Source organism: Ruegeria sp. CDSB086, assembly GCF_059611065.1.
Genome location: NZ_JBXWOV010000004.1, coordinates 138,622 through 163,959, shown reverse-complemented (window position 1 = coordinate 163,959; position 25,338 = coordinate 138,622). Strand labels below are relative to the sequence as shown.

Here is a 25,338-nt window from a genome sequence, read left to right as displayed (position 1 = left end):
CGCTAACAGAACCCTTGCGAAATGGGCCAAAGACCCGTCTTATGAAAACAACGATAAACAGGGGCAGTCATGGCAGAAATTTCCAAGCGCAAGCGCATTTGGGGTTGGTGGTTTTTCGACTGGGCCAGTCAACCGTATCATACATTGCTGGTTACCTTTGTCTTTGGTCCCTACTTCGCCGGAGTTGCGGCAGAGTATTATCTGACGTCTGGTCTGGATGCTGATGCGGCCGATGCGCGGGCGCAGACGGTGTGGGCGAATTGCATGACCATCATTGGGTTGATCATCGCCTTTGGCGCACCGTTGATGGGGGCCATGGCGGATGTTTCGGGTCGTCGAATGCCATGGATTTTCGCGTTTTCGGTGATGTATGCGGTGGGGTCCGCCGCGCTTTGGTACACGATGCCCGACGGGTCGAATATGTGGCTGATGTTGTCGGCCTTTGGTCTGGGCTTTGTTGGCGCGGAATACGCTCTGATCTTCATCAATTCGCAGCTGCCCGATTTGGGGGACGAAAATGAGGTTGGTGAGATTTCGGGGTCAGGATTTGCCTTTGGCTATTTTGGTGGGCTGATCTCACTTGCGATCATGCTGGCGCTGTTCGTCGAGCAGGCCAACGGCAAGACCCTGATCGGGATGGATCCGCTGTTTGGGCTGGATGCCTCAATGCAGCAGGGCACACGTTTCGTGGGGCCATTCACGGCGGTTTGGTTCGTTCTGTTCATGATCCCCTACTTCCTTTGGGTCCGGGATGATGCGCCGACCGACAAAAAGGGCAATGTTGGCGACGCGCTGCGCCTGTTGGTCAAGTCGATTTCCAATCTGCGCCACCGGGTCAGCCTGGCCACCTACCTTGGATCATCCATGTTCTACCGCGATGCGTTGAACGGGCTTTACACCTTTGGTGGTGTTTATGCGCGACTGGTGCTGGAATGGGACCTGATCAAGATCGGTGTCTTTGGTATCGTCAGCGTTCTGGCTGCGGCTGCGTTTTCGTGGGTCGGCGGTAAACTGGACAAGAAATACGGCCCTAAGCCAGTGATTTTGGTGGCTATCTGGGTGCTGATCTTTGTTTGCATCACCATCGTGTCGATGGACCGCACACAGATCTTTGGCATGTCTTTACCCGAAGGGTCCGGCTTGCCTGATCTGGTGTTCTTTGGCTGCGGGGTTCTGATTGGCGGCATGGGCGGCATTCTGCAATCCGCCAGCCGTTCGATGATGGTACGTCACACCGACCCCAAGGCCCCGGTCGAAAGCTTTGGGCTTTATGGTTTGTCGGGGCGTGCCACAGCCTTTGCCGCCCCCTTGCTGATCGGAATAGCCACAACTGTAACCGGTAGTGCAAGACTGGGGGTGTCACCCATCGTTCTGTTGTTTATTCTGGGGCTAATACTGATGCGCTGGGTGAAACCGGAAGGGGATCAGAGCAGATGATTTTATTACGTTTTTTGACGATACTGGCCGCGATATTTCTGACGAACACTGCTACGGCGCAGCCTCTGGCAAAGCAGTTGTTCGGGGCGCAGAAAGCAAGTTCGCAGCAAAAATCCGCAGCCTTCGGCAGTTATTCGCGTGGGTGCGCTGCAGGGTCGGTGCAATTGCCCGAAACGGGACCGACATGGCAGGCGATGCGACTGTCACGCAATCGAAATTGGGGGCATCCTGAGGCGATTGATTATGTGCAGGACCTCAGCAGGTTTGCGGCAAAGCAGCCCGGGTGGAACGGGCTATATGTCGGCGATATCAGCCAGCCGCGCGGTGGGCCGATGACATCCGGGCACCGCAGCCATCAGCTGGGTCTGGACATCGATATCTGGATGCTGCCCGGCGACAACATGCGCTTAAGCCGCAAGGCGCGTGAGAATATCTCGTCGATTTCCCTGCGCCGGTCGAATGGCGCGTTTGTCAACGGTAACTGGACGAAACAACACCATGCCGTGCTGCGCCAAGCCGCAAAGGACAAGCGAGTTGCGCGAATTTTCGTCTTTCCCGGTGCCAAGGCGGAAATGTGCAAAAACGAGAAGGGTAATCGTGCCTATTTGCGCAAGATCAGGCCCTGGTGGGGACATCATTATCATTTCCATGTCCGTCTGAAATGCCCGCGCGGCTCTAAAGGTTGCGTTAATCAGGATCCTCCGCCAAAAGGGGATGGCTGTGCCGAGGCGCAACAATGGGTGAATAATATCCTTAACCCACCCCCACCCGACCCAAATGCCCCAGCGCCCAAGAAACGGCGTGAATATCGATTGGCCGATCTACCTCAGCAATGCACACAAGTTCTGCAATCCAACTGATCGTCGCAGTATTGCTGGCCGGGGCGGCTTGGGCAGTTGATCTCAAGACACCCAACCACCTTGGCAGTTTTACATGGCGTCACACGGCCGAGTGGTTTGGCGGGATTTCTGCCATCCACATCTCGGATGATGGCCGCCATTTGATTGGAATGACAGATCGTTCGACACTGATTGCCGCACGGGTCGAGCGTAATGATGACGAAATTACCGACATTCAGATCACTGAAAATTGGCCTCTCATTTCCAGCAGAGGACGCCCTCTGACAGGTGGGGCCGGGGATTCTGAAGGCATAGCCATTGCCCCCGATGGCGGCTTGTACGTCTCGTTCGAAAACACGCACCGGGTGGCCTATTACCTAGCGCCAGGGACCAAAGCCCAGGTTTTGCCGCGGCCCAAGGCGTTTGATGGCTTTGAGCTCAACGGCTCGCTCGAGGCGTTGGCCATTGATCAACGCGGTCACCTTTTCACAATGCCCGAGGAAAACCGAACAGCGACGGGTGATATCCCTGTCTATCGGTGGGACGGTCAGGCGTGGTCGACGCCTTTCGTTTTGCCGCAACGGGGGGACTTTCTGCCAGTTGCAGCAGATTTCGGACCGGATGGCAGGCTTTACGTTTTGGAACGGGATGTCGGTTGGATCGGGTTCCGTTCGCGTCTGCGGCGATGGGAGTTGGACGGTGACACCCCAAGCGCCGAAGAGGTTCTTTTCCAAACTGGGACCGGTGCACATGACAACCTCGAGGGTTTGTCTGTCTGGCGCGACGACGAGGGCCGTTTGCGGGCCACTATGGTGTCAGATGATAATTTTCTGGCGCTTCAGCGTACTGAACTGGTCGAGTATGCTCTGCCCGATTGACACGTCCAAAGCAAAGGTCTAGAAGCGCGGCTTGCCTTGGGACGGTCCCTTGGCCAAGTCGCCGATACCTTGTCAAAACGGGCATCTGAAAATGCAACGCGCTTATATACCCGGCATTATTGCCATGGCTGCCATTGTTGTGGCCTCGAATTTTCTGGTTCAGTTCCTGATCTTTGACGGGCTGCTTACCTGGGGTGCTTTCACCTATCCGCTGGCCTTTCTGGTCACCGACATCATGAACCGCGTCTATGGCGTGGCGACCGCCCGCAAAGTCGTGTTTGCCGGGTTTATCACCGGTATCATCTGCTCGCTGATCGGCAGCCAGATCATGCTGCAAGGTGACGGTTTCACTTATGCCGCTGTGCCGCTGCGAATCGCCGTTGCGTCCGGGACCGCTTTCCTGCTCGCGCAGCTTACGGACGTCACCGTGTTCAACTCATTGCGTGGCGGCCGTTGGTGGCGCGCGCCGCTGGTCTCGACCCTGATCGGATCGGCGTTGGACACCACTTTGTTCTTCACCATCGCATTCTCGGCTTCGATTACTCTCTTTGGTGCCGACGCCGACGCCGCAATCAGCTGGGCGTGGGAACCTGTACCCTTCATGCTGACCGGTCCGATGGCGCCCCTGTGGGTAACGCTGGCCTTTGCGGATTGGCTGGTGAAATTGTCGCTGGCGATGATCGCGCTGATCCCGTTCAAGGTGATCGTGGCGCGACTGACCGCTCAGCCGGCGTAAAAAAAACGTTTTGAGTTTCGTGCAACTCGTGGCACGATTCCAGTAACCGAAACAGTTTGAAAGGAGGTGATCCAATGTCGAGAAAGGGATTGGAGAGAGGTGTTGGAACAACCGGGGGGATCGCCTGTTAAGGCAGCCCTTGGCGGAGCGCTCGCTCCGGCTGGTCGATTGATCTAACCGACCCAACCTCCTGAGCTTTCGAAGGGCCGTCCCATGCGGGGCGGCCCTTTTTGTTTTCGGATCAGGCCTGTAAGGTCAGCCTCATGTTGCGCATCACCGACGATATCACCCTGCAAGACTGGGAAATGACCGAGAGCTTTGTTCGTTCATCCGGTCCCGGCGGGCAGAACGTGAACAAGGTGTCCACCGCCGTCGAATTGCGGTTCGAGGCGGCGCGCTCACCTTCTTTGCCTGATCCCGTCAAATCGCGGCTCAAGCGTCTGGCGGGGCGACGCTGGACCAAAGAGGGCGCGATCATCATTCAATGCGACGAAACCCGCAGCCAGGCGCGCAACCGCGAAATCGCGCGCAATCGGCTGGCCGAGTTGATCACCTGCGCTATGGTTAAACCCAAGCGCCGTATCGCCACCAAACCCACCTACGGTTCGGTCAAGCGACGTCTGGCTTCCAAAAAGGCACGCTCAGACGTCAAAGCCCTGCGCGGTAAGATACCCGAAGATTGATCTGGTATCTTTACGGCGCATCGCTACTCTGATTTTGCGCAGCTGCAAAAGGACAAGATCATGAGGTTAGAGGGTAAAACCGCAATCGTGACCGGTAGCGCATCAGGTTTTGGTGCCGGGATCGCACGCAAGTTCTTGTCCGAGGGCGCCCGCGTCATGATCGCCGATATCAACGGTGATGCAGCCGAGGTTCAGGCCAATCAATTGGGCCCGAACGCCTTTGCACATCAGGTCGATTTGGCCAACGGCGCATCGGTTGAGGCGATGGCAGACGCAGCCTTTGATCGACTGGGGCATCTCGATATTCTAGTCAACAACGCCGGCGTCACCCACCTTCCCACCCCGCTGGAGGATGTGAGCGAAGAGGATTTCGACCGCGTTTTCAACGTGAACATGAAATCTGTCTATTTAACGGCCCGTGCATTGGTTCCGCATATGAAATCGCGTGGTACCGGTGCAATCCTGAACGTGGCCTCGACGGCTGGCCTGTCGCCGCGTCCGAATCTCAACTGGTACAACGCCTCCAAGGGGTGGATGATCACCGCGACCAAGACTATGGCGGTCGAACTGGCCCCATCGGGTGTCCGGGTAAACGCCATCTGCCCGGTTGCAGGGGAAACGCCCTTGCTCAAGTCTTTCATGGGCGAGGATACGCCCGAGGTTCGCGCCAAGTTCCTATCGACCATCCCATTGGGTCGTTTCTCGACACCCGAGGATATGGCCAACGCCGCCTGTTTCTTATGTTCCGACGAGGCCAGCATGATCACCGGCACAGCTTTGGAGGTCGACGGTGGCCGCTGCATCTGATCCGCTCTTCATCTGGCAAGAAATATCCCCGCCGGATGCAGCGCGCCTGCGCGCTCTTCTGCTCCAGCATCTAAAAATGCAATGACCTCCGGACCCAGAAACCTGATCACTGATGTTCCCGGCCTTTTGGTTGGAAACGCTCAGGATGACGCGCTCAAATCCGGCGCAACCGTTCTGACGGCACCCAATCCCTTTACGGCCTCCGTTCACGTGATGGGCGGTGCGCCGGGCACGCGGGAAACCGACCTGCTTGCGCCTGACAAAACCGTGTCGCGCGTAGATGCCATCGTTCTGTCCGGTGGTTCGGCCTTTGGTCTGGACGCCTGTTCCGGGGTAGCTGACGCGCTAAGGGCGCAACACCGCGGGTTTGAGGTTGGCAATGTCGTGGTCCCTATCGTTCCGGGGGCGATCCTGTTTGACCTGCTTAACGGTGGCGACAAAGCCTGGGCCGAGAACCCCTATCGCGCGCTGGGGCGTCACGCATTCGATGGAGCGTCCGATCAGTTCGATCTGGGTACTGCTGGCGCAGGGACTGGTGCCTTGGCTGCCATGCAAAAGGGTGGGCTCGGATCCGCCTCGTTTGTGATGGAAAACGGGGTCACGGTTGGCGCATTGGTTGCCGCCAATCCGCTCGGCAGTGTCACCACGCCGGGTGACCGTCATTTCTGGGCCGCTCCGTTTGAAATCGGCGACGAATTCGGAGGATTAGGGCCTGATTCCAACACGGGTCTTGGTCGTGTCTTGACCAGTCGCAAGGCCAAAGCAATGCGACCCGCCCAGCCGGACAAGGCCAACACCACCATCGCAATTGTTGCCACTGACGCGGCGCTGTCCAAGCCGCAATGCCATAGGTTGGCGGTGGCTGCCCATGACGGGATCGCGCGGGCGATTGTTCCCGCGCACACACCAGGCGATGGCGATCTGGTGTTCGGCGTCAGCACAGGCAATCACGACCTTCCAGAGGCTGAACTGGGGCTTCTTGGTCATGTGGCTTCGATCTGTCTGTCGCGGGCCATCGCGCGGGCCGTATTTCTTGCCTCGCCAGCGGCGGGGGATCTTTTACCCTGTTGGTCTGGCTTACATGACTTAAGTTAAGGACGGCCTATATGCCGCAGTGGCACAGTGCCCTCGCGCGGCAATCTGCGCGTTGACTCTTTTTTGCGCCGACGGTCCATTCGGTGCAGCCAATTCGTATCGGAGCAAAAGCTATGAATCGCATTCTCGCGACCGCAATCGTCGGCCTTCTGGCCCTTCCCGCATATGCCGAAGGTGACGCCGAAGCCGGAAAGAAGACTTTTAACAAGTGCAAATCCTGTCACCAGATTGCCGATCCTGAGGGTGAAGTCATCGTAAAGGGAGGTAAAACCGGTCCGAACCTGTATGGGATTGCAGGCCGGACCGCAGGCACCGTTGAAGAGTTCAAATATGGTGACAGCATCGTTGCCGCTGGTGAAAACGGTTTGGTCTGGGACGAAACGACATTCGTTGAATACGCAAAGGACCCTAAGGCGTTTCTGAAAGACTATCTGGGTGAAACTTCGGCCAAATCCAAGATGACCTTCAAGCTGAAGAAGGGTGCCGAGGATGTTTACGCCTATATCGTAAGTGTTTCTGGCGAATAAAACCGCAGACCAAACACCGTTTGAGGTTACAAAAGGCCGCAGCCCCTGCGGCCTTTCGTGCGCTTGATAACCGCGTTGAACAGCGCCAATTTGAAAGCGCGCGGTATTTCATGCATTGCACGCATAAATTCGCAGAGCCAAGCCGACCCGGTGGCAGCCAATTTCGAATTTCCGGCCCTTCGGGTGGATCGGCAGCAGGAGACGACAGATGGGAATCATGATCCCGGCCTGGGTTGATGGCGAGTTGACCCCAGTGGACAAGCTTGAGGCGCATGAAAAAGGCCTGCGGCACAAGGCGGTGTCTGTCTTTGTCGTGCGTGGGACCGAAATTTTGATGCAGCGTCGGGCTTTGGGCAAATATCATACCCCTGGCCTTTGGGCGAATACCTGCTGCACCCACCCCGACTGGGGTGAGACACCGTCTGTCTGCGCGGTGCGCCGGCTGCGCGAGGAATTGGGAATTACCGGGCTTTACCCGGAATACCGTCACCGGCTGGAGTATCACGCCGATGTCGGCAACAACATGATCGAGCACGAAGTGGTCGACATCTTTCTGGCCCATGTGCGCGGCCCGCTGAAGATTGAGCCCAACCCGGAAGAGGTCATGGAAATTCGCTGGGTCGATTACCACGATCTTCTGGCCGAAGTGCAGCGCTATCCCGAGCGATTTACACCGTGGCTCAAGATCTATTTGCACAATCACGCCGATACGATTTTCGGACCTGATCTGATTATCTCGGCCACCTCCTGACGGCTACGCCTTGCAAGGGCCGCCCAAGCCGCATAGATCAACGCGTCATGGCTAAGCAAAAGACAGACCCGAATTACAAAGTCATCGCCGAAAATCGGCGCGCACGCTTCGATTACGCAATCGAGGACGATCTTGAGTGCGGCATCATGCTGGAAGGGTCCGAGGTCAAATCCCTGCGTGTAGGTGGGACGAACATCGCCGAAAGCTATGCCTCAGTCGATGATGGCGAGCTGTGGCTGGTCAACAGCTATATCGCCCCTTACGAGCAGGCTAAATCGTTCAAGCACGAGGAACGCCGCCGGCGCAAACTGCTGGTGTCACGTAAGGAATTGTCGAACCTGTGGAACGCGACCCAGCGCAAAGGCATGACACTGGTGCCGCTGGTTTTGTATTTTAACCACAAGGGCAAGGCCAAGATCAAAATCGGTATCGCCAAGGGTAAGAAAAACCACGACAAGCGCGAAACCCAGGCCAAGCGTGACTGGTCACGACAAAAGCAGCGGTTGATGAAGGATCATAGCTGACCCTTCATACCTCTCAGAACGCCATCGCAGCTGATACCGCACGTTTCCAGCGGTCATAGGCGGCATCACGCTCTTCGGCGGACAGTTCGGGTTCAAACCGACGATCCAGCGCCCAGGTTTCCGAAAATCCCTGTTGGTCCGGGTAAACCCCAGCGCGCATTCCAGCCAGCCAGGCCGCGCCCAACGCTGTGGTTTCCTGCATGACTGGTCGGTCGACTTCCGCACCGAGGTAATCCGACAACCCCTGCATCGCCCAGTCCGAGGCGCTCGCACCGCCGTCCACGCGCAGAGTGACCTCGGTCGCGGCGCCCCAATCGCCCTGCATGGCGTGCCACAGGTCGCGTGTTTGGTAGGCAATGCTTTCCAAGGTGGCCCGTGCAAATTCGGCGCGACCCGAGTTGCGGGTCAGGCCGAACACCGCACCCCGGCAGTCTGGTTTCCAATACGGTGCGCCGAGGCCGGTAAAGGCGGGCACCAGCACGACATGCTGGTTCGGGTCTGCCTTTTGGGCCAGCTCGCCACTTTCCGGGGCGTTCTCGATGATCTGCAACGCGTCGCGCAGCCATTGCACGGCTGCCCCGGCCACAAAGATTGACCCTTCCAGCGCATACGTCCGTTTGCCGTCCAATTGATAGGCGATGGTGGTCAACAGGCGGTTCTTCGACTCGACCGGCTTATCCCCTGTGTTCAGAAGAGCAAAACAACCAGTGCCATAAGTGGATTTCATCATGCCGGGTTGGAAACAGGCCTGCCCGATTGTGGCGGCCTGCTGGTCACCGGCCACGCCCAATATTGGAATATTTCCCCCAAATAGGGTCGTATCTCCAAAATCCGACGCGCAATCGTGCACTTCGGGCAGCATGTTCATTGGGACGTCCAGCAGATCACAAATCTCGGCGCTCCACTCGCCCTTGTGAATGTCGAACAGAAGCGTGCGCGCCGCGTTTGTGGCGTCTGTCGCGTGGCTGCGTCCTTCTGTCAGGCGCCAGATCAGAAAGCTGTCGATGGTGCCGAACATCAGCTCTCCGGCCTCGGCCCGGTCCCGCGCACCCGGCACGGTGTCCAGCAACCATTTAACTTTGGTGCCCGAGAAATAGGGGTCCAGCAGCAGCCCAGTCTGGGCGGTCACGTCATCCTCGCACCCGGCCTGCTTGTAGCGCGCGCAGATCTCGGCGGTACGGCGGTCCTGCCAGACGATCGCGTTGTGGATTGGTGCGCCAGTAGCGCGGTCCCAAACTACTGTTGTTTCGCGCTGGTTGGTGATGCCGATGCCCGCGATCTGATCAGAGGTTACCCCGACGCTATCCATAACTTCGCGGCAAACGCGCAGAACACTGTTCCAGATTTCCTCGGCGTCGTGTTCGACCCAGCCTTCCTGCGGGAAGTGTTGAGTGAATTCGTGCTGCGCGGTGCCTGCGCGCTGCATCTCTGCGTCGAAAAGAATTGCCCGCGATGATGTGGTGCCCTGATCAATGGCAAGAATGTAGGTCACGCCTGCGCCCCCCGTCGTTTGGTTTTGCGGGACTTTAGCGCAAACAATGACGAACGTGCCAGAGTGTTCAGACAGGAATATTGTCGATCAGCCGCACACCATCCGCCCAGGCTGCTGTGAACAGGCGGGCAGGCCGGTTTGCGTGGGTTATTGGGTCCAGCGTTTCGGCACACCGCAGTTGAATATATTCCACCTGCGTGAAGCCCGCGGCCAGCAGATCAATCTCGGCCCGTGCAGCCAAAGGATCAAACGGCGCGCCGTCTTTCAGGGCGGCCGCCAATTCCCGCATGATCCGGTTTTTGTGGGCGGCAATATCCAGCCCTTCGGACGACAGTCGCAGGTTGCGCGATGACATAGCCAGACCTGAGGGCTCGCGCACTGTGGGGCATCCAACAACCTCGGTCGGAATGTCGAGATCACGCGCCATTCGGGTCACGATCATCAGCTGCTGATAGTCTTTTTCCCCAAAATAGGCTCTATCCGCCTGCGTTTGCAGGAACAGTTTGGCCACAACTGTGGCAACGCCGTCGAAATGTCCGGGACGGAATTCACCTTCCATCACATCGGTCAGGCCCGCGACGGATACGGTGGTGGCAAACCCCTGCGGGTAAATTTCCTCAGGCTCCGGAACATAGATCGCATCAACGCCGTAGGGGGCCAGTTTCTGCGCATCTTCGTTCTCGGTGCGCGGGTACTTTGCCAGATCCTCGGGGTTGTTGAACTGTTTGGGGTTTACAAAGATCGTGATGATCACCCGGTCACAACCCGCCTTGGCGGCCTCAACTAGTGACAGGTGCCCCTGATGCAGCGCGCCCATGGTCGGAACCACGCCGATCTCTTCACCCTTCCGCTTCCATTCCGAAGTCAAGGCACGCAGGTCGGCCAGACGGCGAAAGATTGGGGCGGTCATGTCTTGGGTCCTTTGGTCGGGGCCTGATCGGAAAAGACGTGTTCGTCCGCCGGGAAGGTTCGTGCGCGCACCTCGGCAGCATATTCTGCAATGGCGGCTTCGGCCAACGGGCCAAGTTCAGCATACCGTTTGACGAATTTCGGTTTGAAGGCGGTGAAAAAGCCAACCATGTCGTCGACAACCAGAATCTGACCGTCGCACCCCGCTGAGGCTCCGATGCCGATTGTCGGGATCGCGATTTCGCCGGTGATCTGATCGGCCAGCTTCTGCGGTACTTTTTCCAGAACGACCGAGAACGCGCCCGCCTCGGCCACAGCGCGGGCATCTTCCAGTACAGCCTCGGCCTGTTCGTCGCGACCCTGAACCTTGTAGCCGCCAAGTGTGTTGATCGATTGCGGCGTCAGGCCGATATGCGCCATCACCGGAATCCCGCGCTTGACCAGAAAGCGGATGGTCTCGGCCATCTCGACGCCGCCTTCCAACTTAACTGCGCCCGCGCTGGTTTCGGACATCAGCCGGGCGGCGTTCCGGAATGCCTCGGCAGGCGAATGCTCGTAACTGGCAAAGGGCATGTCGATGACCATCATCGCACTTTCCAAACCGCGCGCGACGGCCTGACCATGCATCACCATCATCTCCATCGTCACACCCAGCGTCGATTCCAGCCCGTGCAACACCATGCCGACGCTGTCGCCCACCAAAACGAAATCACAATGATCATCCATCAACCGCGCCATCGGCGTGGTGTAGGCTGTCAGACTGACCAGCGGCTCGCCGCCTTTGCGGGCGCGGATATCCTGTGCATTCGGGGCTTTTTTGCGGGCGGTGGCGCTCATTGTCGCTCCTCCGGTTGTCATGTTGCAGCGCGGCATAACAGATCGTTGCGGGCTATAGAAACCCCGGTTGCGCGAACATTTCCTTGAATGACCTAAGGTTTAAAGGGAAGTTGGGTGCAGTACGGCGCAAAAAAACGCAGGTTGCCATATTCAGTGGGGAGTAATTTACATGACAAAGCAGACATTTCGGTCCTTTGCCTCGGCGCTGGCGGTTAGCGCCAGCCTGTTTGGTACACAGGTTTTCGCTAAATCCGACATTACCATAGCGTTGCAACTAGAGCCGCCGCATCTGGACCCGACCAGTGCCGCAGCGCAGGCCATCGATTCGGTGGTTTACACCAATATCTTCGAAGGCCTTACCCGGTTTATGGGTGACGGATCGGTGGTTCCTGGTCTGGCTGAAAGTTGGGAAATCTCGGAAGATGGCAAGGTCTATACCTTCAAGCTGCACGATGGGGTTACCTTCCACGACGGCACCACGATGGATGCCGAGGACGTCAAGTTCAGCCTAGACCGCGCCCGATCCGAGGATAGCGCAAATGCGCAAAAAGCCCTGTTTGCCGGGATTGAAAACATCGAGGTGGTCGACCCGCTGACCGTCAAGGTGACCCTGTCTGAGCCAAACGGGAATTTCCTGTTCAACCTGGCCTGGGGTGATGCGGTCATTGTCGCGCCCGAAAGCATCGAGGGCATCAAGACCAACCCTGTCGGAACCGGCGCATTTACCTTTGGTGAATGGGTGCAGGGCGACAGTATCACTCTGAATCGCAACCCAGAATATTGGGGCGATCGGCCTGCGTTAGAGACTGCTACGTTCAAGTTCATCTCGGACCCGACGGCGGCTTTTGCGGCCATGATGGCCGAGGATATCGACGTGTTCGACAATTTCCCTGCGCCGGAAAACCTGCCGCAATTTGAGGCTGATCCGCGCTTTCAGGTGCTTGTCGGTTCGACTGAAGGGGAAACCATCCTGTCCACCAATAACAAGATGCCACCCTTCGATGATATCCAAGTGCGTCAGGCATTGGCCCACGCGATTGACCGTCAGGCGATCATCGACGGAGCAATGTTTGGCTACGGTACGCCCATCGGCACCCATTTCGCGCCGCACAATCCGGCTTATGTCGATCTGACTGGGAACTCGGCCTACGACCCCCAAAAGGCTGCTAAGATGTTGGCTGATGCTGGGTATGCCGACGGGTTTGAGACGACGCTGCATTTGCCGCCCCCATCCTATGCCCGGCGCGGGGGCGAAATCGTCGCCGCTCAGTTGGCCGAGGTCGGGATCACGGCCAATATCGTCAACGTCGAATGGGCCCAGTGGCTGGAATCGGTGTTCAAAGGAAAGGACTTTGGTCTAACCATCGTCAGTCATACCGAGCCTATGGATATCGGGATCTATGCGCGCCCTGACTATTACTTCCAGTATGACAGCACCGATTTCCAGGCGCTGATGGACACGCTGAATTCAACGACAGACCCCGAAGAACGCACCCGTCTGCTGGGTGAGGCGCAGCGCCTGATCGCAGACGACTACGTCAACGGGTATCTGTTCCAGCTGGCCAAGCTGGGCGTGGCCAAAGCCGGAGTTCGGGGCCTGTGGGAAAACGCGCCCACGGCCGCAATCGATCTGACGCAGATCAGCTGGTCCGAGTGACTCAAGGCAGGGGCCGCTGGTTCACGGCCCTTGCATTTAATGTTGTCGAGTGAGCCAAGGATGAATTTGTTTCGTGTCCTGTTTCTGGTTTTTGTGACCGTTGCCCTGGCGGCAACGACTGTGGAACCGGTTGTGGCGCAGAACATTCTGGACAGTCGGTTGGATACACCTATCGGGACGCCAGAGAACCCGCTGGATGTTGGCATCGGTATTCGAATCGATCAGATCACCAGCGTTGACCAGAAGGCCGAAAACTACGGTGCCGTGGTTGTGCTGCGTGTTGAGTGGGCCGACCCTGCGTTGGCTTTTGACCGGCAAGAGCTGGGGCGCGATTTCCGGGTTTTCAACCCCCCGGCGCTGGCCGATCATGCCGCTGAGATCGGGACGGTGGTACCAGCATTCGTCATTCACAACCAACAATCCAACAAGTGGATTCACGAAGCCGCCGCCTCTCTGCGATATGACGGGCGGGTGTTGTATGTCGAGAAATCCTCGCTGACATTACAGGCCCCACATTTCGATTTTCGGAAATACCCTTTCGACACACAGGAGTTTCATTTCGAGGTCGTTTCGATCTTTCCATCCCAATATGTGTCCTATCATCCGATGAACGAGTTCTCGGGCCTTGGTGACCTGCTGGGCGAAGAAGAGTGGATTCTGGACAATGCGCGGCTTGAAACCTCTCAGGTCACGGGCCTTTCCGGTCAGGACAGCGATCAGGTTGCGCTGATCTTCGAAGGCCACCGGCATCTGACCTACTATGTCATTCGGGTGTTTCTGCCGATGCTGGTGCTGATCTCGGTTGGCTGGGCACTGTTCTTTCTTGATGAATACCGCAAAAGGATCGAAATTGCCGGAGGAAACTTGCTGGTATTCGTAGCTTTCAACTGGGCGATTTCTGCTGATCTGCCAAAGCTTGGATACCTGACATTTCTGGATTTCGTTCTGCAATGCATGTTCCTGATGACCGGCGCATTGATTGTGTTCAATGTCGCCTTGCGCAGGCTCAAAGTCTCGGGTCGCGAATCCGGGGCGCGCAAGCTGGATAACTACGCCATCAAGTGGATTTACCCGCTGGGTTACGCCGCAATCGTTGGCTATGCGGTTTTTGCGTATCTTCTGGTTCCATAGGTGCTGGACCCGCAGAGCACGCACCCCTAACGTGGCCTCGATGCTTCGCTATGCCCTCAAACGCCTGATATCGCTGGTGATCAGCCTCGCCGTCGCCTCGGTGGTCATATTTGCCGTGATTGAGGTGGCGCCCGGCGATCCTGCGTCATTCATGCTGGGCGTCAATGCTCAAGAAGATACGCTTGCCGCTCTGCGGGCCGAGTTGGGTTTGGATGTCTCCAAGGTGCAGCGGTATTTCAATTGGGTTGGCGGGATGATGGTGGGGGATTTCGGAACCTCTTACACCTATCGCACGCCAGTATCGCAGATGATCGCGGATCGGCTGTGGGTCTCGCTGCCTCTGGCTCTGTATGCGCTTACCCTGTCTACCGCGATTGCGTTTCCTGTAGGCATCTACGCCGCCGCGCGCCGGGGCAAACCGGGCGATCTGACGGTAATGGGGGCAACACAGCTGGGCATTGCGGTTCCGAATTTCTGGTTCGCCATGATGCTGGTTCTGGTCTTCGCCATCAATCTGCGCTGGTTCAATGCCGGAGGGTTCGCAGGCTGGGATAAGGGACTTTGGACGGGATTACACTCCTTGACCCTTCCGGCCATCGCGCTGGCCCTGCCGCAGGCGGCCATTCTGGCGCGGGTGATGCGATCGTCTTTGTTGGATATTCTGGGTGAGGATTTCATGCGTACCGCACGTGCCAAGGGGTTGTCGCGGCGTCAGGCCCTGTGGCGGCACGGGGTGCGCAACGCGCTGATCCCGGTCCTGACCATCATCGGGTTACAGTTTTCCTTCCTTTTGGCAGGATCGATCATCATCGAACAGGTGTTCTACCTGCCGGGTCTTGGACGATTGGTGTTTCAGGCAATCTCGGCCCGCGATCTGATTGTGGTGGAATCCGTGGTAATGCTGCTGGTCTTTGCGGTCATCACCGTGAACTTTCTGGTCGATCTGGCCTATGCAGCAGTTGATCCAAGGTTAAGGAGCCGGACATGAGCCGGAGCCTGATCCTTGGGGCTTGTCTGTCCTCGCTGGTGCTGTTGGCGGCGGCGATGTCATTTGTCTGGACGCCCTATGACTACGCCGCACTGAACATCCCCGACAAACTGCAGCCACCCAACGCGCTGCATTGGTTTGGTACGGATCATTTCGGACGCGACATGTTCTCGATGATCATGGTCGGTGCCCGTACCTCGATTGCCGTGGCTTTGGTGGCGGTGGGGATTGGCATGGCGCTGGGCGTGCCTTTGGGCCTGACAGCGGCTGCGCGCAAAGGGTCGGCGCTGGACGAGCTGATCATGCGCGGCAACGATCTGGTTTTTGCCTTCCCGTCTCTGGTCATCGCCATCCTGATCACTGCTGTGTTTGGTGCTGGTGCGATAAATGCGATCATCGCCATTGGCATTTTCAACATCCCGGTTTTTGCACGCATCACTCGCGGCGCAGCGCTATCTCTATGGGAGCGGGAGTTCATCCTGGCCGCGCGCGTTTCGGGCAAAGGTGCGGCACGGATATCGGCTGAGCATATCCTGCCTAACGTCGCCAACCTTCTGATCGTTCAGGGCACCATCCAGTTCTCGTTGGGAATTCTGGCCGAGGCAGGCCTTTCCTATGTCGGTCTGGGCGCGCAACCGCCCACGCCAAGTTGGGGCCGGATGCTGGCTGATGCGCAGACAATGGTCAGCTTTGCCCCGCATTTGGCTCTGATTCCGGGTCTGGCGATCATTGTCACGGTGCTTGGGTTGAACCTATTGGGTGATGGGTTGCGCGATTGGCTGGACCCCCGGATCAGGGTGGCGCGCACATGAGTTTACTTGAGATCAAAAACCTGTCTCTGTCCATTCACGGCACGGACATCCTGAAACAAGTCAGTCTGTCCATTACGCCCGGTCAGATCGTGGCCGTGACCGGGGAAAGCGGATCGGGCAAATCGATGACCGCGCTCGCGGTGATGCAGCTTTTGCCGGACGGGGCCAAGACGACCGGGGTCATCTGGCTGAACGGCTCAGATCTGCTGGACCGCGACGAAAACGATATGTGTACTCTGCGCGGTGCCGCGATCGGTATGGTGTTCCAAGAACCTATGACCGCACTGAACCCAGTTAGAACCATCGGCGATCAGGTGATGGAGACCATCCTGATACACAAGGCCATGCCGCCCAGACAGGCGCGAGACCGGGCGGAGGAAGTTCTGACCCGTGTTGGCCTGCCGCCGGATCGTTTCCCGCTGTCCCGTTTTCCGCACGAACTGTCCGGGGGGCAGCGTCAGCGTGTCGTGATTGCGATGGCGATCGCGTTGCGTCCCAAGCTGTTGATCGCGGATGAGCCGACCACAGCGCTAGATGTGACAACGCAGGCGCAAATCCTCAAGCTTCTAAAAGGGCTGGTGTCGGAATACGACATGGGGCTGTTGATGATCACCCATGATCTTGCGGTAGTCGCAGATATGGCCGACCAAATTGTTGTCATGCGCCATGGCGAAGTCGTCGAATCCGGGGCCACTGACTACCTGCTACACCACATGCAACATCCATATACCCGTATGCTGTTCAAGGCTTCGGGGCATCAGGTGTCCCTGCCCGAAACCACGCATTCCCGTCCCTTGCTTGAGGTAGAAAAAGTCATTCGCGACTATCGTCTGCCCCGCAAGGGGCTGTTTGATTCACCGGGGCATCACAGGGCAGTGGACCAAGTCAGCTTTACGCTCAATAGCGGAGAACGTCTGGGCCTGGTCGGCGAGTCGGGGTGTGGAAAATCGACCCTAACAAAGGCAATTCTGGGCCTTGAAGAAGTTCAGGGTGGTGACATTCGTCTGGATGGCCAGCCTGTCTTTTCGGGTCACAAACCCAACCTCGCCGTGCGGCGCAAGATGCAGGTGGTCTTTCAGGACCCCTATGGTAGCTTCAATCCACGTCACCGCGTGGCCCGGCTGATCACTGAACCGTTCCATCTGCTCGATGCTCCTGTAACGGGGTCCGAGAGGCAGGACCGGATCGCTGAAATGTTGACAGCGGTGGGTCTCAGCCCGGATGACGCTGGTAAGTATATTCATGAATTCTCTGGCGGTCAGAGACAGCGCATCGCCATCGCCCGTGCCTTAATCATCCGGCCCGAACTGATCTTGTTTGACGAGGCTGTTTCGGCCCTTGATGTGTCGGTCCGGGCGCAGATTCTCGACCTGTTGGCCGAACTATGTGAGGCCTATGATCTGACTTATCTGTTCATCAGCCATGATCTGAGCGTCGTGCGCACCATCACTGACCGCGTTATGGTGATGCGGGCCGGAAAGATCGTCGAAGAAGGCGATACCGAAAGCGTCTTCTCTGACCCACAACACCAATACACAAAAGACCTGATTAATGCCGCGCCAGTGCTGCCAGACATTGGTCGGGATGTGGCGTGAACCACATATTAGAGCCGAATATAGGAGTATCTCATGTCCAGCCCCCTTTGGTTTGATCCAAGCCTGTGTCTGATCGGCGGCAATTGGGTGCCGCCAGCCTCAGAACAAACATTGCCTTTGATCAATCCTTCTGACGGCTCAGATATCTGCCAGATCGCAAGGGGTGGCGGGCATGATGTTGATGCTGCGGTCAAGGCTGCTCAGACTGCGATTGACGGGGATTGGGGACGAAAGACTGCGCTGGAGCGGGGCCGTATCCTTACGCGTATGGGAAGGATGGTTTTGGAGCGTGTCGAGGGCCTGGCCACGCTAGAGGCCATGGATGTCGGCAAGCCCCTGACGCAGGCACGCGCAGATGCGGTTGCGTTGGCACGGTATTGCGAATTCTATGGTGGGGCCGCGGACAAGGTCATGGGCGAGACCATCCCGTATCTGGATGGCTACACCGTCTATACTTTACGGGAACCGCACGGCGTGACGGGGCATATCGTGCCGTGGAACTATCCGATGCAGATCATCGGGCGGTCGGTTGGGGCTGCGCTGGCGATGGGCAATGCCTGCGTTCTGAAACCTGCGGAAGAAGCTTGCCTGACCGCGCTGGCCTTTGCGCATCTGGCGCAAGAGGCCGGTTTACCGGCCGGTGCCCTTAATGTCGTCCCCGGGTTGGGGGCCGAGGCGGGGGCGGCTTTGGCGGGCCATACGGGCGTGCACCACGTCTCGTTTACCGGGTCAGTCGCTACTGGGGCGCTGGTGCAGCAGGCAGCGGGGCAAAACGTGATTCCTGTGACGCTGGAGCTTGGGGGGAAGTCACCTCAACTGGTGTTTGACGATGCCGATCTGGATGCGGCCCTGCCCTTTCTGGTGAATGCGGGCATTCAGAATGCCGGACAAACCTGCTCGGCCTCGTCACGCATTTTGGTGCAGCGCGGGGTTTATGATCAGGTCAAGCATCGTATGGCAGCGGCCTATGCAGATTTGACCGTTGGCCCTGCGCAAGACGATCTGCGCGTCGGCCCGCTGATATCGGCCCGTCAAAAGGACATCGTTTCGGACTTTCTGGCCAGGGGCGCAGACCTGACCGTCGCAGGGCAAGGACAGATCGTAGACGGTGCGCCGTCCGAAGGAGCCTATGTTGTGCCGACCCTTTTTGCGGACGTTCCGCCGGATCACTGTCTGGCCAAGGATGAGATCTTCGGTCCCGTGCAGGTGCTGATCCCATTCGAATCAGAAGAAGACGCGGTGAAGATTGCCAACGGCACCGATTACGGGTTGGTCGCCAGCATCTGGACCCGCGACGGCGCACGGCAAATGCGGCTGGCAAAGCAACTGCGCTCGGGCCAGGTGTTCATCAACAACTACGGCGCGGGTGGTGGCGTAGAGCTTCCCTTTGGTGGTGTCGGAAAATCTGGACACGGCCGCGAGAAAGGGTTCGAGGCCCTATATGGCTTTTCACAGTTGAAAACGGTCGCGGCGTACCATGGTTAGAGCCTAAACAATCACCTCGATCGCCTCTTGCGCGCCTACGCCGAACACTCGTTTGTAGCGTTCGATCTGATCCTTCGGTCCCATCGCCTTTTCCGGGTTGTCCGACAGTTTCACGGTCGGCTGGCCATTGGCGGACACAGCCTTGCAGACCAGCGAGAACGGCGCCAACGCGTCGTTTGGCACGAGCCCGCGGAAGTCGTTGGTCAGCAAGGTGCCCCACCCGAACGAGACTTTGGTTCTGTGGGCGAATTGAGTGTGCAGTTCCCGAATTTTATCCACATCCAGACCATCCGAGAAGATCACGCGCTTTTCCAGGGGGTCTTCTCCACGGGATTGCCACCACTTGATCGCGGTTTCCGCGCCTGTTGCGGGATCACCGCTGTCGATGCGAATGCCGGTCCATCCGGCCAGCCAATCGGGTGCGCGATCCAAAAAGCCCTGCGTGCCATAGGTGTCGGGCAGAATGATGCGCAGATTGCCGTCATGTTCGTCGTGCCAGTCGCTCAGCACGTCATAAGGCGCTTGCGCCAGTTCAGCATCGTCTTTGGCAAGGGCGCTGTAGACCATCGGCAGTTCGTGCGCGTTGGTGCCGATGGCTTCAACTTCGCGCCGCATGGCGATTAGACAGTTCGACGTACCGGTAAAACTCGATCCCAGACCCTCGATCATGGCCTGCACACACCAGTCTTGCCAAAGAAAGCTGTGTCGACGCCGGGTTCCGAAGTCAGCGATCCCAAGCCCGTCAATATCCCGCAGTTGTTCGATCTTCTTCCAAACGCGGGTCATGGCCTGGGCATATAGCACCTGCAGCTCAAACCGCCGCATGTTGTTCAGCACAGCGCGCGAGCGCAGCTCCATCAGAACCGCAAGCGCCGGGATTTCCCACAGCATAACCTCGTGCCACTTACCTTCAAATGTCAGCTCGTACTGATCGCCCTTCCGTTCCAGGTGATAGGGCGGCAGGCGCATGTTTTCGAACCATTCCATAAAATCCGAACGGAACATCTGGCGCTTGCCATAGAACGTATTGCCCCGCAGCCACGTGCTTTCGCCCCGGCTCAGGCCAAGCGATCGGATATGATCCAATTGCTCGCGCAGCTCGCCTTCATCGATAAGTTTGGCCAATGGAATGTGATTCGACCGGTTGATCAGGGAAAAAGCCACATCCGTTTGGGGCTTATTTCGAAACACTGACTGGCACATCAGCAGTTTGTAGAAGTCAGTGTCGATCAAAGACCGTACAATCGGGTCAATCTTCCATTTATGATTGTACACGCGTGTCGCAATATCGACCATGGGGAACTCCTGCGATTTCCGTTGTTAGATCAATCGGTGCGTGGAATGGCAAGAGTCGCTAGAATGATAACAATGACAAGGTCAGGTCACATTGCGAGCATATTGTGTGATCTTTTCACAGTTTAGTGAAAAGAGAGGGATGGTTGAACGAGGTTAATTTGGTGAATGGTTCTCGAGTACGATTTTGACATCGTTGTTAATGAGGAATTGGAAGATAACGCCGGTTCAGAGCGATTGGACAATTCCGTCGCGCGTGCCCGATTCCGTCACGTGAAAACGGCTGACGCGCTTCGGGCGACGTCACCGAAGATTCGACAAATTTTCCAGGAAGCCGGCTTTGATCTGGATTCAACCGACAGCAAGTTGTCGCAAGGGTACTATTCGTCACGGGACGTAGACCAACGCAAACGCATTCTGCACGCGCTTTTTGCCAATATTCGCGAAATGGGAATTGAGGGCGAATACTGCGGTGAATTCGACTTCCATCGATTTTTGGACAATGTCAAAACGGCCAAACCGCGCAACGACCAACGCCCAAAAGTCGAGAATTGGACGCCGAACCCGCGCTACAAATCACCCGCAACGCCCGAGCGCCGCACATTGCCCGGACGAATTGGCGTTGCATTGGGACTGGCGGTGATCTTGTTTGCAGTGCTCAGGTATCTTGCCGAAAAAGGCGCTACGCCTTAGGTCAACGCAACGCCAGCTTCACGCATCGCGGCCACGGCGGCTGCCAGTGATCCATCCAAATCAATCGCCCGACATGCGTCCATTCGGACCGTGACGTCAAAACCCAACCGGGCAGCGTCAACGGCTGAAAAATGAACACAGAAATCTGTGGCCAGCCCAACCAGGGTCAGTTTGGTGATGCCACGTGATTTCAAGTAACCTTCCAAACCGGTCGGAGTCTTTTGGTCGTTCTCGAAAAATGCGGAATAGCTATCGATGCTGCTCCGAAAGCCTTTGCGAATGACAAGGTCAGCATGGGTATTCAGATCCGGATGGAATTCCGCACCGTCGGTGCCCTGCACACAGTGATCCGGCCACAAGACCTGCGGCCCATAATGCATTTCGGTCATGTCCAAGGGAGCTTTGCCGTCGTGCTCGCTGGCAAAGGACGAATGTCCCGCCGGGTGCCAATCCTGCGTCAGGATCACGGCGTCGAACTCTGCCATCATAGTGTTGATGGGGTCCACGATCTCGTGACCTCCGGGCACCGCCAGCGCACCACCGGGGCAGAAATCGTTCTGAACGTCGATTACAATTAGGGCATGGGCCATCGGGAATCTCCTCGCATTGTCCTATCGGTAGGGGGCAGGGCGGGGGGCGTCAATCCGGTCTCTTGCGACTCTTGTCCAGCAGGTTTAGACCGCGCGCATGTATACGATCGCTGCTCTCTATCACTTCACTCGTTTTTCGGATCATGCAGCCCTGCGCGACCCGCTGCTGGACCTATGCCGCGCGCAGTCAGTCAAGGGCACCTTGTTGCTGGCCGCCGAGGGGATCAACGGAACCATCGCCGGCCCGCGTAGTGGGATCGATGCGGTGTTGGCCCACATCAAGGCTCTGCCCGGTTGTGCGGATCTTGAGTGGAAAGAGGCCACATCCGATCACCCGCCCTTTGGCAAAATGAAGGTGCGCCTGAAAAAAGAGATCGTGACCATGGGCCAGCCGGACGTCGATCCGCGTGCCCGTGTCGGCAATTATGTCGAGCCCGAGGACTGGAACGATCTGATCCGGTCTGACGATGTGGTCGTGATCGACACACGCAATGACTACGAGGTGGCGATTGGTACGTTTGAGGGCGCAGTAGACCCTGAAACAGCCAGTTTCCGTGAGTTCCCAGTCTGGTGGGAAGAAAACAAAGACCGCTTTCACAACAAACGAGTCGCGATGTTCTGCACTGGCGGTATTCGCTGTGAGAAATCCACCAACTACCTGCTGGGGCAGGGGGTTGAGGATGTGTACCACCTGAAAGGCGGCATCCTTCGGTATCTCGAAGAGATGCCCGCCGATGACAGCACCTGGCAGGGCGAGTGCTTTGTGTTCGACAATCGCGTCTCGGTTGGACATGGGTTGGTCGAAGGACCGCACAACCTGTGCCACGGCTGCCGCCGCCCGATTCTGCCAGAGGATATGAAGCGCGCGGAATACGAGCACGGCGTGTCTTGCCATCGGTGCATAAACGAGACATCAGACGCGGACAAAATGCGGTTCCGCGAACGCCAGAATCAAATCCTGCTGTCACGTCAGCGCGGGCAGGAACACCTAAGCATTGAATGATGGGTGAATGATTAAGGTTGCGGGTACAGGCCGGAACCCTGATGATCGCGGAAAAACCTAGGCCATCGGAAGTTTTATGCACCGCGAACCTACAACACTGGAAGAGTGGAAATCGACGCTTATCGCAGCGGTCGGACTGGTTATTGCGAGTTTTTTCGCGTGGTATGGTCTGTCGCGCCTGAGTGAGGCGGCCGCAGGCGAAACCATCGGTACTATTGTGTCGGTCTGCCTGGTGGTTTGGGTCGCATCGCAATCTTGGTACTACATGACACAGGTGAAACTGCCGCATCGACGCTTGTTTCTGATGGGTGTGTCCTTCATTCAGGTCGTGCCGTTCTTGTTCGCGGCGGCGTATGGTGCTTTCGGCTACGCCGACAATTGCGTGGTCGGTGCAGATGCTCCAGCCGATTTCCTGTATTTTTCATACGTCACCTTCACCACTGTGGGATATGGCGACATGATCCCAACAGGTTTATGTCGCGGGCTGGCCGTCGCTGAGGCTGTTACCGGCTACATCCTCTTGGGTATGTTTGTTGCTGCTACGGTTGCGCTCTATACCCGCCACCATAAACATTAGACGGCCACTATTTGTTCTGATCAATCCAGCGGGACATCATCTGTTTGTCGCGGAAACACTCGGATGGGATAGGCCTGCGCCTGCTACGGGAAATGCGTTCGGCAAAGGCAACCTGCTTGCCGGATGGATAGTCCGCAAAGGGCGATGGATCGGCTGGCTTGTGCGCCGAAATCCAGGCAGACATCGACTTGCGATCCCGTTGTGCCTCGACTGGGATTTCCAAGGCCGACTGCTGGGCAATTGCACGAGCGTATCGCATTTGCCGGTCTGTGACGGGCAACAGGTGATAGTCGTTCGATGGGCCATCCATGGCCGGGTTGCGGGCGTGGTAAGACATCGGATTGTTCCTCTGACTATGTGGAACATAAATGGAACATTAAGCTTTTTATTCAAGAGGGAGCCGATTCACATCAGCGGGAGTCCGCCGTGGATTGCTTTTATTGACTGGTCAATCAATAAAATATAAACGCGAAAGAAAGGACCTCTGAGAAGGAAATCGGCATGAAGTTTCAGCCCAAAGCGAGCCATTTCATCAACGGCGCATATGTTGAAGATACCAACGGCGCCCCTATCGACGTGATCTACCCGGCCACCGGTGAAATCATCGCCCGGCTGCACTCTGCCACGCCGGATATTGTAAATCAGGCTCTAACAAGTGCCAAAAACGCTCAGGCAGAGTGGGTGGCAATGTCCGGGACCGAGCGTGGTCGCATCCTGAGACGGGCATCTGACATCATGCGTGACCGCAATCGCGCGCTTTCCATCCTCGAAACCCACGACACCGGTAAACCCTTGCAGGAAACCCTGGTGGCCGACGCCACATCGGGTGCGGATGCGTTGGAGTACTTTGGGGGGCTGGCTGCGTCATTGACGGGTGAGCATATCCCGCTGGGCGGCGGAGACTTTGTCTACACCATCCGCGAGGCGCTGGGCGTTTGCGTCGGTATCGGGGCATGGAACTACCCGACCCAGATCGCATGCTGGAAAGGAGCCCCTGCACTGGCCTGCGGCAATACGATGGTCTTCAAACCGTCTGAGACCACGCCCCTCTCGGCGTTGCAAGTGGCCGAGATCCTGATCGAGGCGGGCGCGCCAAAGGGCGTCTATAACGTGACCCAGGGCTATGGCGATGTTGGCGCATCGCTTGTGACCGATCCGCGTGTGGCCAAGGTTTCGCTGACCGGGTCCGTTCCGACCGGCCGCAAGGTCTATGCCGCAGCTGCCGACGGCATGAAGCACGTGACGATGGAACTGGGCGGCAAGTCTCCGATGATCGTGTTCGACGACGCTGATATCGAAAACGCTGTTTCGGGTGCGATCCTGGGCAACTTCTATTCCTCGGGTCAGGTCTGTTCGAACGGCACCCGTGTCTTTGTGCAGAAAGGCGTCAAAGAGGCATTCCTCAAGCGCCTCTCAGAACGTCTGGCCACTGCGAAAATTGGTGATCCGCTGGATGAGGACGTCAACTTTGGCCCTATGGTCAGCGAAAACCAACTGAATATAGCGCTGAGCTATGTCGAAAAGGGCAAGGCTGAAGGTGCGCGCCTAGTATTTGGCGGTGAGCGGATCGACGGTGACGGCTTTTACATGCAGCCCACAGTGTTTGCGGATGTGACGGACGATATGGCCATCGCGCGCGAAGAAATCTTTGGCCCTGTCATGTCCGTACTGGATTTCGATACCGAAGAAGAGGTGATGGCCCGCGCCAACGACACCGAGTTTGGATTGGCAGCCGGTGTCTTCACCAACGACCTGACCCGCGCGCACCGCATTGTGGCTGGGTTCGAGGCGGGCACCTGCTATATCAACACCTATAATCTGGCTCCGGTCGAGGCCCCGTTCGGTGGGTCCAAAATGTCGGGCGTCGGGCGCGAAAACTCGAAACTGGCGATCAATCACTTCAGCGAGATGAAGACGGTCTATGTTTCGATGAACGACGTCGAAGCGCCGTACTAATCAAAACCGGCCATTCAAGCTCTGTTCCCGACATTTTGCGTCG

Annotated in this window: 26 protein-coding genes; 20 read left to right on the top strand and 6 right to left on the bottom strand. The window is 57.4% G+C overall.

The window, feature by feature from the left end; translation table 11 throughout:
• Nucleotides 1-69 precede the first annotated feature (69 nt).
• From AC2FIO_RS10030 to smpB, 10 genes are all read left to right on the top strand, one after another.
• Nucleotides 70-1,437: an MFS transporter gene (locus tag AC2FIO_RS10030; protein ID WP_282170140.1), complete on the top strand. Its 1,368-nt coding sequence runs from the start codon at nt 70-72 to the stop codon at nt 1,435-1,437.
• Nucleotides 1,434-2,297, top strand: coding sequence for a penicillin-insensitive murein endopeptidase (mepA, locus tag AC2FIO_RS10025; protein ID WP_496697319.1), 864 nt, complete (start codon nt 1,434-1,436; stop codon nt 2,295-2,297). Before AC2FIO_RS10030 ends, mepA begins: the two co-directional genes overlap by 4 nt.
• The gene (locus AC2FIO_RS10020; RefSeq protein WP_496697317.1) at nt 2,270-3,154 is read left to right on the top strand and encodes an esterase-like activity of phytase family protein; all 885 of its coding nucleotides are present in this window, start codon (nt 2,270-2,272) and stop codon (nt 3,152-3,154) included. Before mepA ends, AC2FIO_RS10020 begins: the two co-directional genes overlap by 28 nt.
• Before the next feature lie 91 nt (nt 3,155-3,245).
• Complete coding sequence (locus AC2FIO_RS10015; RefSeq protein WP_058279096.1) at nt 3,246-3,890, top strand: queuosine precursor transporter; 645 nt, start codon at nt 3,246-3,248, stop codon at nt 3,888-3,890.
• 263 nt (nt 3,891-4,153) lie between these two features.
• A complete protein-coding gene (arfB, locus tag AC2FIO_RS10010) occupies nt 4,154-4,573 on the top strand; it encodes an alternative ribosome rescue aminoacyl-tRNA hydrolase ArfB (protein WP_496697315.1) in 420 nt (139 codons plus the stop codon).
• Nucleotides 4,574-4,633: 60 nt separating this feature from the next.
• Nucleotides 4,634-5,380, top strand: coding sequence for an SDR family oxidoreductase (locus AC2FIO_RS10005; protein WP_109313665.1), 747 nt, complete (start codon nt 4,634-4,636; stop codon nt 5,378-5,380).
• Between the two features lie 81 nt (nt 5,381-5,461).
• Nucleotides 5,462-6,475 (top strand): P1 family peptidase, encoded by a 1,014-nt coding sequence (locus AC2FIO_RS10000; RefSeq protein ID WP_496697313.1) that lies wholly within the window; start codon nt 5,462-5,464, stop codon nt 6,473-6,475.
• A gap of 113 nt (nt 6,476-6,588) precedes the next feature.
• Entirely contained in the window at nt 6,589-7,002 is a 414-nt protein-coding gene (locus AC2FIO_RS09995) for a c-type cytochrome (RefSeq protein ID WP_058272885.1), read from the top strand.
• A 208-nt stretch (nt 7,003-7,210) separates the two neighbouring features.
• Nucleotides 7,211-7,753, top strand: a complete 543-nt coding sequence (idi, locus tag AC2FIO_RS09990) for an isopentenyl-diphosphate Delta-isomerase (RefSeq protein ID WP_058272886.1) — start codon at nt 7,211-7,213, stop codon at nt 7,751-7,753.
• Nucleotides 7,754-7,800: 47 nt separating this feature from the next.
• A complete protein-coding gene (gene smpB, locus AC2FIO_RS09985) occupies nt 7,801-8,277 on the top strand; it encodes an SsrA-binding protein SmpB (RefSeq protein WP_058272887.1) in 477 nt (158 codons plus the stop codon).
• A gap of 13 nt (nt 8,278-8,290) precedes the next feature.
• On the opposite strand, the gene glpK is transcribed toward smpB, so the two are convergent.
• The 3 genes from glpK to panB all read right to left on the bottom strand — a co-directional run bounded on the left by glpK (nt 8,291) and on the right by panB (nt 11,515).
• Nucleotides 8,291-9,769, bottom strand: coding sequence for a glycerol kinase GlpK (glpK, locus tag AC2FIO_RS09980; RefSeq protein ID WP_496697310.1), 1,479 nt, complete (start codon nt 9,767-9,769; stop codon nt 8,291-8,293).
• 67 nt (nt 9,770-9,836) lie between these two features.
• Nucleotides 9,837-10,679, bottom strand: coding sequence for a pantoate--beta-alanine ligase (gene panC / locus AC2FIO_RS09975; protein WP_496697308.1), 843 nt, complete (start codon nt 10,677-10,679; stop codon nt 9,837-9,839).
• Nucleotides 10,676-11,515, bottom strand: coding sequence for a 3-methyl-2-oxobutanoate hydroxymethyltransferase (gene panB / locus AC2FIO_RS09970; protein WP_496697307.1), 840 nt, complete (start codon nt 11,513-11,515; stop codon nt 10,676-10,678). Before panB ends, panC begins: the two co-directional genes overlap by 4 nt.
• A gap of 169 nt (nt 11,516-11,684) precedes the next feature.
• Between panB and AC2FIO_RS09965 the strand changes: the two genes are divergently transcribed.
• From AC2FIO_RS09965 to AC2FIO_RS09940, 6 genes are read left to right on the top strand one after another with little or no spacing between them, the layout of a single operon-like run.
• Nucleotides 11,685-13,172 (top strand): ABC transporter substrate-binding protein, encoded by a 1,488-nt coding sequence (locus AC2FIO_RS09965; RefSeq protein WP_496697305.1) that lies wholly within the window; start codon nt 11,685-11,687, stop codon nt 13,170-13,172.
• Between the two features lie 60 nt (nt 13,173-13,232).
• Nucleotides 13,233-14,303 (top strand): ligand-gated ion channel, encoded by a 1,071-nt coding sequence (locus tag AC2FIO_RS09960; protein ID WP_496697303.1) that lies wholly within the window; start codon nt 13,233-13,235, stop codon nt 14,301-14,303.
• Nucleotides 14,304-14,343: 40 nt separating this feature from the next.
• A complete protein-coding gene (locus tag AC2FIO_RS09955) occupies nt 14,344-15,291 on the top strand; it encodes an ABC transporter permease (RefSeq protein WP_058279087.1) in 948 nt (315 codons plus the stop codon).
• Nucleotides 15,288-16,103 carry an ABC transporter permease gene (locus AC2FIO_RS09950; RefSeq protein ID WP_496697301.1) on the top strand — a complete coding sequence of 272 codons (816 nt, stop codon included), beginning with the start codon at nt 15,288-15,290 and terminating at the stop codon, nt 16,101-16,103. The genes AC2FIO_RS09955 and AC2FIO_RS09950 overlap by 4 nt, the downstream gene beginning before the upstream one ends.
• Nucleotides 16,100-17,698, top strand: a complete 1,599-nt coding sequence (locus AC2FIO_RS09945) for an ABC transporter ATP-binding protein (protein ID WP_496697299.1) — start codon at nt 16,100-16,102, stop codon at nt 17,696-17,698. Before AC2FIO_RS09950 ends, AC2FIO_RS09945 begins: the two co-directional genes overlap by 4 nt.
• A gap of 33 nt (nt 17,699-17,731) precedes the next feature.
• Nucleotides 17,732-19,183 carry an aldehyde dehydrogenase family protein gene (locus tag AC2FIO_RS09940; RefSeq protein WP_496697297.1) on the top strand — a complete coding sequence of 484 codons (1,452 nt, stop codon included), beginning with the start codon at nt 17,732-17,734 and terminating at the stop codon, nt 19,181-19,183.
• Nucleotides 19,184-19,186: 3 nt separating this feature from the next.
• Here the strand turns inward: AC2FIO_RS09940 and pncB are convergent, their stop codons facing one another.
• The gene (pncB, locus tag AC2FIO_RS09935) at nt 19,187-20,479 is read right to left on the bottom strand and encodes a nicotinate phosphoribosyltransferase (protein ID WP_058279083.1); all 1,293 of its coding nucleotides are present in this window, start codon (nt 20,477-20,479) and stop codon (nt 19,187-19,189) included.
• A gap of 165 nt (nt 20,480-20,644) precedes the next feature.
• Between pncB and AC2FIO_RS09930 the strand changes: the two genes are divergently transcribed.
• A complete protein-coding gene (locus AC2FIO_RS09930; RefSeq protein WP_108860017.1) occupies nt 20,645-21,169 on the top strand; it encodes a hypothetical protein in 525 nt (174 codons plus the stop codon).
• Here AC2FIO_RS09930 and pncA read toward each other — a convergent pair.
• Nucleotides 21,166-21,759 carry a bifunctional nicotinamidase/pyrazinamidase gene (pncA, locus tag AC2FIO_RS09925; RefSeq protein WP_058275024.1) on the bottom strand — a complete coding sequence of 198 codons (594 nt, stop codon included), beginning with the start codon at nt 21,757-21,759 and terminating at the stop codon, nt 21,166-21,168. The genes AC2FIO_RS09930 and pncA overlap by 4 nt on opposite strands.
• A 97-nt stretch (nt 21,760-21,856) precedes the next feature.
• On the opposite strand from pncA, the gene trhO reads away from it, so the two are divergent.
• Nucleotides 21,857-22,762, top strand: a complete 906-nt coding sequence (gene trhO, locus AC2FIO_RS09920; RefSeq protein ID WP_282170152.1) for an oxygen-dependent tRNA uridine(34) hydroxylase TrhO — start codon at nt 21,857-21,859, stop codon at nt 22,760-22,762.
• A gap of 76 nt (nt 22,763-22,838) precedes the next feature.
• The gene (locus AC2FIO_RS09915; RefSeq protein ID WP_058275022.1) at nt 22,839-23,339 is read left to right on the top strand and encodes a potassium channel family protein; all 501 of its coding nucleotides are present in this window, start codon (nt 22,839-22,841) and stop codon (nt 23,337-23,339) included.
• Between the two features lie 7 nt (nt 23,340-23,346).
• On the opposite strand, the gene AC2FIO_RS09910 is transcribed toward AC2FIO_RS09915, so the two are convergent.
• Nucleotides 23,347-23,676, bottom strand: coding sequence for a hypothetical protein (locus tag AC2FIO_RS09910; RefSeq protein ID WP_282152256.1), 330 nt, complete (start codon nt 23,674-23,676; stop codon nt 23,347-23,349).
• A gap of 164 nt (nt 23,677-23,840) precedes the next feature.
• Here AC2FIO_RS09910 and betB point away from each other — a divergent pair, with 164 nt between their 5' ends.
• Nucleotides 23,841-25,295, top strand: a complete 1,455-nt coding sequence (gene betB, locus AC2FIO_RS09905; RefSeq protein ID WP_496697292.1) for a betaine-aldehyde dehydrogenase — start codon at nt 23,841-23,843, stop codon at nt 25,293-25,295.
• The last annotated feature ends 43 nt before the right edge of the window (nt 25,296-25,338 follow it).